14 protein-coding genes are annotated in these 13,545 nt (G+C 63.1%); 3 read left to right on the top strand and 11 right to left on the bottom strand.

The window, feature by feature from the left end; translation table 11 throughout:
- Window positions 1-57 precede the first annotated feature (57 nt).
- From V7778_RS00485 to V7778_RS00440, 10 genes are all read right to left on the bottom strand, one after another.
- Window positions 58-825: an SDR family NAD(P)-dependent oxidoreductase gene (locus V7778_RS00485; protein WP_335551400.1), complete on the bottom strand. Its 768-nt coding sequence runs from the start codon at window positions 823-825 to the stop codon at window positions 58-60.
- On the bottom strand, window positions 822-1,460 hold the full coding sequence (locus tag V7778_RS00480; protein ID WP_335551399.1) for a hypothetical protein: 639 nt from the start codon (window positions 1,458-1,460) through the stop codon (window positions 822-824). Before V7778_RS00480 ends, V7778_RS00485 begins: the two co-directional genes overlap by 4 nt.
- Window positions 1,461-1,524: 64 nt before the next feature.
- The gene (locus tag V7778_RS00475; protein WP_335551398.1) at window positions 1,525-2,766 is read right to left on the bottom strand and encodes an aminotransferase family protein; all 1,242 of its coding nucleotides are present in this window, start codon (window positions 2,764-2,766) and stop codon (window positions 1,525-1,527) included.
- Between the two features lie 12 nt (window positions 2,767-2,778).
- Window positions 2,779-3,945, bottom strand: a complete 1,167-nt coding sequence (locus tag V7778_RS00470; RefSeq protein ID WP_335551397.1) for a site-2 protease family protein — start codon at window positions 3,943-3,945, stop codon at window positions 2,779-2,781.
- 3 nt (window positions 3,946-3,948) lie between these two features.
- Window positions 3,949-4,773, bottom strand: coding sequence for a class I SAM-dependent DNA methyltransferase (locus V7778_RS00465; RefSeq protein ID WP_335551396.1), 825 nt, complete (start codon window positions 4,771-4,773; stop codon window positions 3,949-3,951).
- Window positions 4,766-6,760 carry a hypothetical protein gene (locus V7778_RS00460; protein ID WP_335551395.1) on the bottom strand — a complete coding sequence of 665 codons (1,995 nt, stop codon included), beginning with the start codon at window positions 6,758-6,760 and terminating at the stop codon, window positions 4,766-4,768. The genes V7778_RS00465 and V7778_RS00460 overlap by 8 nt, the downstream gene beginning before the upstream one ends.
- Before the next feature lie 305 nt (window positions 6,761-7,065).
- A complete protein-coding gene (locus V7778_RS00455) occupies window positions 7,066-7,176 on the bottom strand; it encodes a daptide-type RiPP (RefSeq protein WP_307727610.1) in 111 nt (36 codons plus the stop codon).
- 45 nt (window positions 7,177-7,221) lie between these two features.
- A complete protein-coding gene (locus V7778_RS00450) occupies window positions 7,222-7,344 on the bottom strand; it encodes a hypothetical protein (protein WP_267876147.1) in 123 nt (40 codons plus the stop codon).
- A 750-nt stretch (window positions 7,345-8,094) separates the two neighbouring features.
- Window positions 8,095-9,417 (bottom strand): YcaO-like family protein, encoded by a 1,323-nt coding sequence (locus tag V7778_RS00445; RefSeq protein WP_335551394.1) that lies wholly within the window; start codon window positions 9,415-9,417, stop codon window positions 8,095-8,097.
- A gap of 138 nt (window positions 9,418-9,555) precedes the next feature.
- Window positions 9,556-9,831 carry a hypothetical protein gene (locus V7778_RS00440; protein WP_335551393.1) on the bottom strand — a complete coding sequence of 92 codons (276 nt, stop codon included), beginning with the start codon at window positions 9,829-9,831 and terminating at the stop codon, window positions 9,556-9,558.
- A 215-nt stretch (window positions 9,832-10,046) separates the two neighbouring features.
- Here V7778_RS00440 and V7778_RS00435 point away from each other — a divergent pair, with 215 nt between their 5' ends.
- The gene (locus V7778_RS00435) at window positions 10,047-10,820 is read left to right on the top strand and encodes an ABC transporter ATP-binding protein (protein ID WP_335551392.1); all 774 of its coding nucleotides are present in this window, start codon (window positions 10,047-10,049) and stop codon (window positions 10,818-10,820) included.
- Window positions 10,821-10,824: 4 nt separating this feature from the next.
- Window positions 10,825-12,021: an ABC transporter permease gene (locus V7778_RS00430; RefSeq protein ID WP_335551391.1), complete on the top strand. Its 1,197-nt coding sequence runs from the start codon at window positions 10,825-10,827 to the stop codon at window positions 12,019-12,021.
- Between the two features lie 70 nt (window positions 12,022-12,091).
- Here the strand turns inward: V7778_RS00430 and V7778_RS00425 are convergent, their stop codons facing one another.
- On the bottom strand, window positions 12,092-12,637 hold the full coding sequence (locus V7778_RS00425) for a hypothetical protein (RefSeq protein WP_335551390.1): 546 nt from the start codon (window positions 12,635-12,637) through the stop codon (window positions 12,092-12,094).
- 211 nt (window positions 12,638-12,848) lie between these two features.
- Between V7778_RS00425 and V7778_RS00420 the strand changes: the two genes are divergently transcribed.
- On the top strand, window positions 12,849-13,538 hold the full coding sequence (locus V7778_RS00420) for a response regulator transcription factor (RefSeq protein ID WP_335551389.1): 690 nt from the start codon (window positions 12,849-12,851) through the stop codon (window positions 13,536-13,538).
- The last annotated feature ends 7 nt before the right edge of the window (window positions 13,539-13,545 follow it).

Genomic DNA, 13,545 nt, shown 5'->3' with positions numbered 1-13,545 from the left:
AACACAAAATAAAGGTGGAACACATCAACGATGGCGACCGGCGGCGCGGCGTGCGGCTCAGCGCGCCGTCCATCCGCCGTCGATGACCAGGTTGTGGCCGGTGACCATGCTCGCCATCGGCGAGACCAGGTAATAGATGCCCCAGGCGACCTCTTCGGTCGTAGCGGCCCTGCCAAGCAGGACGCCCTGCTTGATTTCCCTGGCGACCTCCCCGGATTCGATGATCGACTGGTTCTGGCCGGTCACCACGAAGGTCGGGCTGATGGCGTTCACGCGGATGCCGTATTCGGCCCATTCGATCGCCAGCGCGCGCGTCAGGTTGATCAGGCCCGCCTTGCTGGCGCAGTAAGGTGCGCGCAGGCTGTTGCCGACCACGCCGTGCTGCGAGGCCACGTTCACGATGCAGCCGCGCTTCTGGTCGGCCATGACCGCGCCCGCGGCCTGGGCGCACATGAAGGCGCCTTTCAGGTTGACGTTCATGACCTCGTCGAACTCGTGTTCCTCGAGGTCCAGCGCCGGCTTCAGGATCTGCGTTCCCGCATTGTTGACGAGGATGTCGAGGCTGCCGAAGCGCCGCACCACCTGCTCGATCACGAAGGGAATCGTCGGCGTGGCCTTGACGTCGAGGGTGATCGCCATGGCCTCGGCGCCGAGCCCGTTCAGCTCCGCGACGATCTCGTCCGCCAGGGCTTTGCGCCCTGGCAGCTCGGTCACGACCACCCTGGCGCCGCGCTGGCCCAGCACTTGCGCGGTGGCGCGGCCGATGCCGGAACCGCCGCCCGTGATCAGCGCGACCGCGCCGTCCAGCCTGATCTCGCCCTTCATGCCGCCACTCCCAGCATGTGGATGCGGAAGGCCAGCAGCAGGAAGGCGCCCCACACCAGCAGGACCCCGCCCAGGGCGGAATAGCGCTTCAGTCCCGAGACGCAGACGAAACCCACCGTCACCAGCACCGAGATCCAGATGTCGAACATGTCGAAGGTCTTCAGCGCCTCGGCCAGGAGGCCGGATTCGGGAACCGGCAGCAGCCGGTGCAGGGCCAGCAGGCTCCCCACGCCATCGTTCCATCCGCCCAGGTAGGCGGCGCCGCGCGACAGGTGGTCCAGCAGGGCCGGGGCCGAGGCCAGCAGCAGCATGCCGAACACGGCGCGGTAGCTCGGCTTGCCGCCCAGGATGTAGGCGACGATCAGGAACAGCACCGCCAGCAAGGCCACCATGAGCGTATAGCCCATCGACGACAGGAAGATCGTGATCGCCACCAGGTAGGGGGCGGAGCCGGCGGTCAGGTGCGGCGAGGCGGCGATGGCCTTGGCCGCTCCTTCCGAGAAATGGCTGTAGATCGACAGCGAATACAGGAACTCGATCAGGATGAAGGCGACGACCAGGCGCGAGACCTTGATGTCGGCGAGACCGGTAAACACCCGCTTGGGCTGCCACAAAACACCGTAGAGTGCATGCATAAGGATTCCAGATTCAAATGACGGATGCGCTGGCGAAGGCGGGCCGGATCGCCGGCCCTTGCCTTCAGCAGAGCGTAGCCAGGACTTCGTTCAGGATGTCGAGCATCACGGCGACTTCATCGTCGGTGATGGTCAGGGCCGGGAACAGGCTCAAGCCCGCGTCGAAGTGGTACACCAGCAGGCCCGCCTCCTGGCACAGCAGGCGCACGCGCGCCGACTCCTCCGCGCTGAACGGCTCGCCGCCGTGGACATGCGCCAGCTCGATGCCGATCATCATCCCCAGGCCCCTGACCTCGCGGATCACGGGGCAGCCGCTGTTCGCGAGTTCGCCGCGGATGTGGGCGCCCAGCTCGGCCGCACGGCGCTCCAGGCCGTTCCCGGCGATGAAGTCCAGGGTCGCCAGGGCGGACACGCAGCCCACCGGATTGCCGTCCTGGGTACAGCCGTACTGCAGGGCGAGCTGCGCCGCCGAGATCGGCTGCACCACATGCTCGGCGAACAGGGTTGCCGCGAGCGGGAAGTAGCCTCCGTTCAGCCCTTTCGACAGGGTGATCACATCCGGCGCCAGGTCGAGCAGGTCGGAGGCGAACATGGCGCCGCAACGCCCGGTGCCGGTCGCGACCTCGTCGGCGATCAGGAGGGCGCCGTGCGCGCTGCACAGGCGCCGCACCTCGCGGCAGTACTCCTTGCTGGGGACGATCACGCCGCCCGATCCCAGCACGGGTTCCATGATCAGGGACGCGACGTCGCCCGCATGCAGCGCGCTGGCGAGGGCGTCCAGCGATACCCCTTCGCGCAGCGGCGACGGGATGGTCTGTACGTGCGGCGGAAAGTCTTCGGACTTGGCCACCTCGCCGGCCAGGATGCCGCTCACGCCCATGCCCAGGCCGGAGCAGCCGTGGTAGCCCAGGTCGAAACCGAGGATGCGCTTCTTGTCCGGCGTGCCGCGGGCGCGCTGGTAGATGCGCGATACCCGCAGGGCCACCTCCACCGCGCTGCTCCCGGTCGTCGACAGGTACACGTGCTGCATCCGGCCCTGGCTGAGTTCGACCAGGCGCGTGCTCAGCCGCTCCGCCGGCGAATTCGTGGCATGGAACAGCGACGAAAAGCTCAGCTCCTGCAACTGGGCATGCATCTGGCTCACCAGTGCCGGATTATTCAGGCCGACGGAGGTGTTCCACAGGCCGCTGACCGCGTCCAGGTATTCCCTGCCCTGGCGGTCGGCCAGGTTCACGCCCTGGCCTTTCCTGACATGGAGAGGACTGGCAAGGGCCGGAACCGAAAAAGGACGCCATAGATTACTCACGACCACTCCCCATCAGGATTTCAATGAACGAACATAGCTGCGCGCGCGCACGGCGAAGCGGACCGCGTACACCGTGCACAGCGCAATGACGCAGGCCAGGCCCAGCTCGGCGGAGATCAGCGACACGTACTTGTGGATGGTGTAGCCGCCCAGCACCAGGAACAGCACCGTGGCGACCATGCTGCCGATGCCGAAGCCCGCCAGCACGGCCTTGAACGGAGCCGCGGTAGGCTGCTTGGCGCCGATCGCGCGCCGCACCAGGCGGTCGACCTCGCTGAAGCCCTTGGTCCGCAGGTTGGGTTCGTCGAGCACGTGCACCAGCATCCAGTAGCCGTCCAGCTTCACGAAGGGGAAGAAGTTGAACAGCGCGATCAGGGCATTGAAGAAGCTGAAGTGCAGCAGGGCCGCGCCGCCGGTCACCGTCCATGCGACGAAGACGAGCGCGGAGACCAGCAGCTGGACGAAAATGCCTGCCGCCGCCACCGCCAGCTTCTGCTCGCGCGAGCTGAAACGGTAGCTGTCGCTGATGTCGCAATAGACGACCGGCTGCAGGTAGAGCAGCATCAGGCCGATCTTGTGCACCTTGCCGCCGAAATGCTTGCATGCCGCGGCATGGGCCAGCTCGTGCACCGCGATCATCGCCAGGATGGCGACATAGATGCCGACCCAGTCGAGTACCGACAGGCCGCTGTCGGTCAGGATGGATACACCGGCCAGAACGCCCGGATCGGCGATCAGGACGAATACCGGGCTGAGCAGTATGAGCAGGTAGCACAGCAGGGCCGGACGGGAGAACAGCGCGTGCACGATGCCGATATGGCGGTCGAGCAGGTCGTTCGGATCCAGCAGGTGGAAGCGCCACTTCGCGTTGCCGGTCACGAAGTCCTGGGCGCGCCCGGACAGCGACCTGGCGGCTTCCGGTGGCACATGCTGCCCCGTCAGCTGCAGCTGCTCGAGCTGGTCGAGCAGGTAGGCCACTTCCTCGGCCGAGAAGCCGGCGCAATTATCGGCCTGCAGTTCGGCGCGCGTCTTGCTGCCGTCGAGCGCGGCGAGGAAGCTGGCTTCCCGCTGGCCCAGCTTGAAGTATTTGCGCGTCGCCGCATTGTGGACGATGCAGCTGCCCCCTTGCGGGGGATCGACGATCACGTCGGGATTTTTCGCGGGAAGATGGGCTTGCATGGCTCAGTTCCCCGGCGCCGCGGTCACGAAGTAATGGGTGTCGTCGGCGTGGAATTCCTCGACCATCTCCAGGCCGGTCGCCGCGGCGTGGCGGCGCAGCTCTTCCGGTTCGATCCAGGCTTTCGTGCTGCTCGACATGCTGCGCCGGGTCTCGCCATCCCAGCCCACGAATTCACGGTAGACGTTCAGGGTGAAACGCATTTCGTCCGGAAAAACGCGCTGGCCGAGGATGACGAATTCCTGGCCGTCCTTGTCTTCGTGCGACAGGACGTCGTGGTAGTGATCGAAGTTCTTCCAGCGCCCGCCGCTGAAATCGACGACGTTGAAGACGAACTTGCCGCCCGGGTTCAGGTGCCGGCGCACGCAGTCGAACAGCCGGCGGCGCTCGTCGGCGCTCAGGAGCAGGCTGATGCTGGTCGTGCCCAGCACCACCAGGTCGTAGCGGTCCTCGAGCGTGAATTCGCACATGTTCCCCTGGAAGAAGCGCAGGCGCTCGCGCACTTCCGGGGGCTCGGCGGCCAGGCAGTCGCGCGCCAGGCCCAGCATCCCGGAAGACAGTTCCAGGCCGTCGACCCGCGCGCCCAGGCGCGCCAGGCCGATGCCGATGCGTCCCGAGCCGGAAGCCAGGTCGAGCACCCGCCCTTCCTTCGGCAGGAAGCGCACCAGGTGCCCGACGTCGGACAGGTCGTTGCCGTTGTAGCGGTCCCAGAAATCCGCGAACTGGCCGTCGTACAGGTCGCCCTCGAGCCGGTCGATGATCTCGAGCTGGCTCAGCTTGGCGAAGATGCCGTGGTAGCCGCCGGATTTTTCTTCGTTCGCATCACGCATGGATCACCCCTTGTTCGCGCAGTTTGTCAAAGCCCTGGAGCAGGCCGGCATGCGCCTCGTCGGCGCCGATCGAGAATTTCTGGGCCAGCGAGGCCGACAGGTCCGCCTCCTCCGCGCCCGCCCACCAGCCTTCGGCCATCACGGCCAGGGGCTCGCTCAGGCGCAGCACCTTGCGCGTGCCGCGCCACCAGACCAGGTGCTGGCCCAGCATGTTCACGAACACCGGACGCTTGCCGCTGCGGGCCTGGCCGACGGGGCCGCGGTAATACTGCAGCGGCAGGCCGTCGAAGGACACCTTGAGCGCCACGCTGTCCGCCGGCAGGTCCTTGAAGGTCGGCGAGCACAGTTTCGCGAAGCCGTACAGTTCCAGGTAGAGCGAGCTTTGCTGGTAGCGCTTGCGGAATTCGCAGTAGCGTCCGCCCCATTCGCTGGGCAGCTGGGTGCAGTGGCTGCAGGAGTCGCGCACTTCGCAGGTCGCGCACTCGCGCCGGCCCTCTTCCAGCTGCTGGTGCTGTTTCACGCGGATCACGATCTGGTCGTAGTCCTCGCCGACTTCGCCGATGCTGCCCGAATCGCGGCAGCTGCTCAGCTTCATGGACTCGTCGACGGCGATACGGCGCAGCATCGGCAGGCGGCAGCCGCCATAGCTCATCCAGCGGCAGCTGTTCTCGAAATGCAGGTTGTGGCGCGGGCTCGGCACCGTGATGGCGCCGTTCTCGTGGAAAGCATGCAGGTGGCGCTCGAGCTCATCCGCATCGCGCGCGGTCCGCATCGTGATGAAGGCGGTTTCATCGGCATGCCCGTTCATGGCGTGCAGGTCGCTGAAGGCCACATAGCGCATCGCCTGGCGGGTCGTTTCGACGCCGTCGAAGGTCATCGAGGCGGCGCCGTCGCTGGCATGGCCGAGGGCGTAGGTGTGCTTGGGCCAGCCGGAGGTCTCGAGACTCAGCGGTGCGATGAATTTGTCCAGGTGCTCGGACACCCGGCCAGGTTCGCCGCGCAGTACGGCGGCGCTGCGGATGTCCATGCCCGACCCGGCCCAGGAGTAGACCTCGGCCCGCGCCGCTGGGGGCATGGACAGGGGGAGCTCCAGGTGATAGATGCCCGGCGTCTGCTTGGCATCGAAATAGAATCCGGTATGCAGGACGATGTTGCCGTTCTTGCCGTAGATCGAGGCCCTGGCGTAGCGGTCTTCCGCGCTCTCGGCCGGCACGATCTGCAAGGATCCGGCCTGGGCGCGGATACGGTCGGGGATGTCGCCGCTCACGACCAGGCGCGCCACGCTGGGCAGCGCCAGGGCCTGGAGCACCTCGTCGCTCAGGGCCGCCGCCTGGACATGCAGTTCGAACCGGGCGCCTTCGACCGCGCCGAAGCGGGAGGCGATCGCCAGCAAGTCGGCCGGGCCCTGGCGCAAGGCCTCGAACACGATGGCCGTGCCGCTGGCCGGCCGGTTCGCCGCCAGCCACTCCAGTTCGGCGATGGTGAGGGCCTGCGGCTGGTCGGCCGTCATGCCGAAGCGGCCGACGTCTTCCGCCGCCAGCAAGCCGGACAGATAGGGGGAGTGCAACTGGACGCCGGCTTGTTCGCCGGTGCAGGCTTGCAGGACGTCCTCGATGCCGGCCGCCGGCAGGAATTGGCCGAGAGTGGCCGCGCGCTCGGCCAGGACAGGATTCGCCCCCTCCACATTGCCCCAAAAGGTGACGGACACGGTCGGCCGCAGGACCTTGAGCTCCTTGACCAGTTCGCAGACCGGGCCCAGGGTGTCGGGGGAAACGAAGATCAGGTAGCCATCGGCGCGCATGCGCGCCAGCTGGCGGGACAGGTCGAGCACGCGCCCTTCGCTCTTGCCCGCATACAGCTTGGCACCGATGCCTGCAGCGATGAGGCTGGCCGCCAGTCGGGCGTCATCGAGTGCATAACGGAAAGCGGCGACATGCCGGCCATCCAGGACGATTCTTGCGAGACCAACTGAATTTGCACTTAACATTTCAAACCTGCTAATGATATTTCTTATCCTGCGGCTGAATCCAAACTGCTGATTGGCGCCAACTAGCAAAACCGCCTGTCATGAACTGCCCGCTCCAAGACGTTTTTACAGACTTGTCTTCCAATGTCGCTCGTCTTGATCCCACCACCCCCAAGAAGCCCTACCCTTACCGCATCATCCTCGTTCGCTGCCCGGTCATTGCCAGGACAGTCATTCTTGTTTCAAGACCACATGCCGTCGACCTGCACCGCTTGCCAATGCGGGAGAGGACATGGTCCTCTCCCACACCAGTTACCTGATCAGGATCAGGTCACGATGATGCCGGCGCCGATAGCGACGACGGCCAGGAAGCCGGTCCAGTAGTCGTTGCTCAGCGGAGCTTCGAGCTCTTCCAGTTTTTCGATCGACAGATTCATGATGGGTCCTTGATTTTTTAGGTTGTTATTCAGCTGGAGGCTGAATCAGGTCACGATGGCCGCGCCGATGTAGTAACCGGCGATCAGGGCTGCGCCGCCGATCATGCCCCATTCCATGTCGGTCAGCGGTGCTTCGACTTGTTCCAGCGTTTCGATTTGCAGATTCATCTTATTTCTCCTCTAAGTTAAGTGACGGCTTTAACCACTAGAAAGTGGCGTGGCCTATTATTAGGTGATCAGCATGCCGGCGATAATGCCGACTTCCAGTGCGATGATGGTGTATGCAATACCGTCAGCAGTGCTGATCGGGGTTTCTTGCACGTCCAGAGCTTCGATTTGCAGGCTCATAGTTTTTCTCCGTTTTAAATATGAAACATCGGCGCCGCCGGAGCGGCGCCCCCTTTTTATCCCGAACAGGATTCGGGAAGATTCCCCTTACGTTTGCAAGACAAATCTGAGAAAAATAGTAGCCCAATAAATTTTTACGTACAACAAATTTTGCGCGAAATATGCAGACAATTCAGCGAGCATATAATCGGTTTTTATGCATGGGAAATCGACAAATTGTTCGGCATTATGTAATCACGCGAGCGCGCCGAATAACATGGCGCACATGAAAATCGACGATTGAAAAAACAATACGCCATTCTCACGCATGTTATTGCGCGAGAATGGCGTATTTAATTTGCGCAAATAAACCCGGCGCGCGATCGGCGCCGAAATATTTACCCTGCAAATGGCGCATGACCGGAGATGGATCGGCATCCTCCATTTCTTCGCAAAAGGCGCCCTACATTATCCCGGACTTATCGGCATACCTGCTCCATATTCATGCGTATTCGACTTTCGGACAATCTGATGCAATAGTGAATAATCAAAGCCCGGCATTTCCCCCGGCCAGGATATGAACAAGGCCGGTTACAGGCCGAAAGCGGTGTCCAGGCCCGGGCAAAAACATTTGACCACGACCACAGGCAGATCGGGCGGACTGATGACACAGGAATACAGCCTGTCGCATCCCATGCGCCTCAATCCCTGCACCAGCTTCTGGAGTTCCTCCGCGGTCGAGCGCGACGCCTCGCCCGCCCGGTCATGGATCGGCAGGTATTCGTAGTCGATCGGTTCCAGGCGCTCGCGCAGGCTGGTCAATGCACCGTGCGCACGCAGGCGCTGCCTGTCCATCGCCTGGGCGTCGAAGGCGGCGGCCTGCTTGGTGGTCATCACGGTGCGCGGCGCCGATGCATCCTCGCCAGCCTCCCCCGCGCCGTTCACGGGGCACAGCGCAAGGATCTGCACGGCTTCCGCCAGTGCGCGGGCCATGGCGATCTGCGGATCGGGGTTGGCGCCGAAGCCCTCCACGGCGGCGCGCCTGGCCGCATCGTAGGGAAGATCGAGAAAACAGACGAACACGGCCACGTCCGCTTCCGAGGACACGTGCAGGAACTCGGCGCTGATGTCCTTCTCCTTCAGTTGCCTGAGGCAGCGCCAGAGGTTCTCCGCCTCCGGCGGCGGGACGACGCGTTCATGCTGCTGTCCCGAGAGCGCGGTGGCGCCGATACCGAAACGATACAGCGCGGCAAGCGCGTGACGCTCGAGGAGTTCGCCGATCGCATGGCAGAGCGCCTCGGGAACCGAGTTTCCGCTGGCAATGCCGTTCGAGGAAGCCGCACTGCGCTCGCCGTCGGCGGCCAGGCCGAAAAACACGTCGCGCGCATCGATCCAGACTGCCGATCCGCTGCGATGATCGACTCCCCGGACCAGCTTGCCCTCGCCGCTCCTGCCGCTTCCGTCCGCCGTCTCGTCCTTGCGCCCCAATAAGTCGGCGGTGGGGACGAGCGGCAAGCTTCCCGCGGCGGAGGCATGCAGCAGGCTGGGGTCCGCATGCTCGAAACAATGCACCTCGAGGGCTTCCATCAAGCCCGAGACCATTGCTTCCGCCCGGGTGTAGCCCTTGCCCGCGTTGAAATACTCCGAGCGGATGTCCTCGCGCATGACCTGGAATGCGGGACAGGCGGGCACGCCGTCCAGCGTGATGTCGATAATCTCACTGACGCCGAATCGCGACAGCACCGGCCTGATTTTCTTCAGCGTGCCGATTGCCGAGGTTTCCCGCAGCGAGGTATTCAGCTTGCGCATCCGCCCGCCATCCTGCAAGGACTCGTTGCCGGCCAGAGCAATTAATTCGTCAAGCGCGCCGGCGCCGGGCAAATCGCCGCCGCGGGATATAGTATCTCTAGCCATTATTATTGATGATCATCGCCGGAGGAAATAAGAATATGCAGCGCGCCGTCAAATTGATTCAGGCGTGCGCAGCCCCGCGCCGGCCGACTGCCGGCGCCTGGATAAACAGAAAAGGATAATCTGACAGCGCGGGTCGTCTTATTTCCCGAACCTGTCGTCCTTATTGGAGGTATTCTTTTTTCTAGACAGCATGCTGATGACCAGCACTGCGATTCCAACCACGAACAGGAAGCCACCCCAATATGCGTTGCTCAGTGGTGCCGCCATCGTTTCAAGCTTTTCGACTTTCAACTTCATCGCTCCTCCGGTCATCGTATTCCCGACTGCGTTTCGTTTTCTGCCTTGCTTTGCCTGCGCTTTCATTGCGAAATGCGCACGTGGCGCAATGCCGCTGTATGCAGCACTGCTATTCATGCTGCATCGATCGGCTGTTCATGTATTGTCTTTCTTTCATTTGATGCCGATCAATGCATCATTTCTTGAGGTAAATATATCGACCACGTAACCCCAGTGCAAGCGAAATTTAGGAAGCAACACATAATATGCACGTCGCGTATTTCCCGTTGTTTCGCTAATAGTTCTTTTTACCCATGCTAGAATTTTTCTTCCAGGAACTCTCCGGTGATGTGATGATCGAAGTCAAAAATCTCTCCAAGCGTTTCCGTCATGTGGAGACAAAAACGGCGACCCGGCGCGACGTGCGGGAAGCGGACGGATGGTTCAAGGCGGTGCGCGGCGTCAGCTTCCATTGCGCACCGGGCGAGGTACTCGGACTGCTGGGGCCGAACGGCGCCGGCAAGACGACCACCTTGCGGCTGCTTGCCACGGCGCTCAAGCCGGACAGCGGCGCGATTTCGATCAATGGCGTAGACGCGGTCGCGCAGCCGATGGAGGCGCGCCGGCAAATCGGCTTCCTCTCGGGTTCCACCGGGCTGTACGGGCGCCTGACCGTCAGGGAAAACGTCGAGTTTTCCGGAAAACTGCATGGCATGCGCGGGCAGGACCTGAAGCGGCGCTGCGACGAACTGTTCGAACTGCTCGACATGCATGACTTCGCCCACAAGAAGGCGGGCCAGCTATCGGCCGGCATGAAGCAGAGATGCGCCATCGCGCGCACCGTGCTGCACGACCCGAAAGTGATCGTGCTCGACGAGCCCACCACGGGGCTCGACGTCATGGCCGCCAAGACCCTGATCGACTTTATCGGCAACTACAAGCGCCGCCGCGTGCCGCTCATTTTCTCGACCCACCACCTGCACGAGGTGGAAAAGCTGTGCGACCGCGTCTGCATCATCAACCGCGGCGAAACGGTGTTCAACGATACGACGGCCGCGCTCCGGCAGGCCGGCGGCGCCGGCGGCTTGTTCGACGGATTCATCCAGGTAGTCAACGGGGGAGCTTGAAACAATGTGGACGATTTATCTGAAGGAGATGCGTGAACTCCTGGGCGAAACCAAGACCCTGATCTTTACGGTTTTGATCCCCGTCTTCGCGATTCCCGTCCTGACCCTGGGCTTCGGCTTCATCGCCACCAAGCTGTCGGAACAGGCCCGGAACAACGTGATGGAATACGCCATCATCGGCGCGCCCAACGCCCCCGGGCTGAGCGAGGAGTTTGCCAAGGACAAGCGCTTCCGCGAGGTGCGCCTGAGCCCGGCCACCAGTGTGAAAAAGGCCATCGAGGACGACACCGTCAAGTTCGTGCTGGAAGTGCCGCCGGGGCTCGACACCGCCCTGCAGGCGAACCAGCAGGCGCGCCTGCGCCTGCACTTCAATGCCGCCTCGTCCGGCGACGTGACCCGCAAGCGGGTCTCGGCCGTGGTCGAGGCCTATGGCAAGAAGCTGCGCGAGCAGCAGCTGTCCTCGCTGCAGCTGAACCAGTCGCAGCTGGACTTCGTGCTGCTGCCGATCGCCATCGACGAGCAATCGACGGCGAACCAGCGCGAGCGGATCGGCGCGCTGGCGGGGGGCATCCTGCCCTACTTCCTGATGATCGTCTGCCTGATGGCCGCCATGTATCCATCCATCGACCTGGGCGCCGGCGAAAAGGAAAACGGCACCCTCGAAACCCTCCTGCTGGCGCCGATTCCGCGCAGCCACGCCGTGATGGGGAAATTCATGGTGCTGCTCACCATCGGCTTCACGTCCTCGGTGCTGATGGTGGCGAGTATCGGCGTGCTGTTCGGTCTCTTCGGCAGCGCCGTGGACCGCGACCTGGCCGAGATCGCCTCCGCGATCAGCTTCACCGACTTGTGCGCGCTGGCGCTGATGCTGCTCCCGGCCTGCGCGATGTTCGCCTCGGTGCTGCTGTCGATGTCGATTTATGCCCGCAGCTATAAAGAAGCGTCAGGGATGATGCAGCCCATGCTCATGCTGACCATCCTCCCGGTGGTGCTGGCCATGCTTCCCGGCGTCGAGCTGAACTGGATGTGGGCGACCGTCCCGTTGACCAATATCGCATTGGCAATGAAAGAAGTCGTCAAGGGGACGCTCGACTACCGCATGCTGGTGATGATCATGTCCTCCAGCATCCTGATCGCCGGCGCCCTGCTGATGTGGTGCCGCTGGTGGTTCAGCCGCGAGGAAGTCCTGTTCCGCGATTAAGCATGCGGCCGCGCCCCGGCGTCCTCCGCCAAGGGGGCGTGCCGGGGGACGCCGGGGAACGCCAACCCGCCTACATGACCGGCATCGGCGACTCGTTACCGAACTCCTCCTTGCCGGCCGCTTCCAGCTCGCGCGCCACCTTGGCGCAGGCTTCCACGTGCTGGTCGCCCATTTTCTTGAACAGCGCGTAACCGATCGCCGCCGAGGCCAGCTGTCCGGCCAGCGGCACGAACTTGGCGGTCGACTTGGCCGCCATCTTCCCGGCCGAGCGCTTGAACAGGCCCATGATGAGCCTGCGCGTCACCATCTTCCCGACCATCATGCCGCCCACCGAGGCCGCTGCCTCGTAGGCGATCCTGCGCAGGCGTGGGGTCAGGCGTTCGATCTGCTTCTGGGTCAGCCCGAATTCCTTGTTCACTTCGTCCACCACCACGGCGAACCCGGTCGCATCCGACAGGATGTCGATGCCGGGCAGCGGAATCGCCGCCACCCCGGCCGACATGGCGGCGCGTTTTTTCACGATCTGCAGGCAGCGCTGGCGCGCCTGCTCGATCTGGGTCCCGGTCACGGGCACACGTCCCGATTCGTCGATCTTCGGTTTACGTCGGAATAACATGTCGTCACCTCGCGTATCTGTTGTAAAAAGTCGTCGATTCGAATGTACTCCTAAGGGTGAAATTGCTCAGTGGTCCCTTTCACACAACAGATAAGTAGTTGCGATTGTAAATTCCGTGTTTATCTGTAGCACTATTTTGTGAAAGTCTGATATATTTGGTTTAACCATGTAGGACTCTTCCTACAAAGGCAACCTTTCTAAAAGCGTCAACATGAAGATCGCAGTCCTCGAGCAAGACCGTAGCCAAGCAGACCTGATCTGCCAGGTCCTGAGCGCCGCTGGCCACAGCTGCCAATCCTTTGATAGCGCGAAGGAATTGCTCGGGCAGTTACGCAAGGACAGCACCGATCTGCTGGTCATGGACTGGAACGTGCCCGACATGGAAGGCGCCGAAGTGCTGCGCCGGGCCAAGGAAAAACTGGCGCCGAACGCGCCGGTCGTGTTCCTGGTCGGCAGCAATGCCGAGGACGACATCATCGAAGGCGTGAGCGCCGGCGCCGACGACTACCTGGTCAAGCCGCTGCGCCGCGGCGAACTGGTGGCCCGCGTCTCGGCCCTGCTGCGCCGCGCCTACCCGTCGCAGAACAGCGCCGAGCAACTGCAATTCGGTCCGTATATCTTCGAGACCCGCCCGGGCCGCCTGCTGAAAGACGGTTCGGTCATCGACGTGACCCAGAAGGAATTCTCGCTGGCGCTGCTGTTCTTCCGTAACATCGGCCGCCCGCTGTCGCGCGCCTATATCCACGAGTCGGTCTGGGTGCGCGATACCGACGTGCCTTCGCGCACCATGGACACCCACGTCTCGCGCGTGCGCAACAAGCTGCACCTGCGTCCGGAAAACGGTTTCCGCCTGGTCCCGGTGTACAGCTACGGCTACCGCCTGGAAAAGCTGGGCGCCTGAAACCCTG

It is taken from the genome of Massilia sp. DD77, assembly GCF_036961685.1.
Lineage (GTDB): Bacteria > Pseudomonadota > Gammaproteobacteria > Burkholderiales > Burkholderiaceae_D > Telluria.
This window is presented reverse-complemented; position numbering and strand designations above follow the sequence as displayed.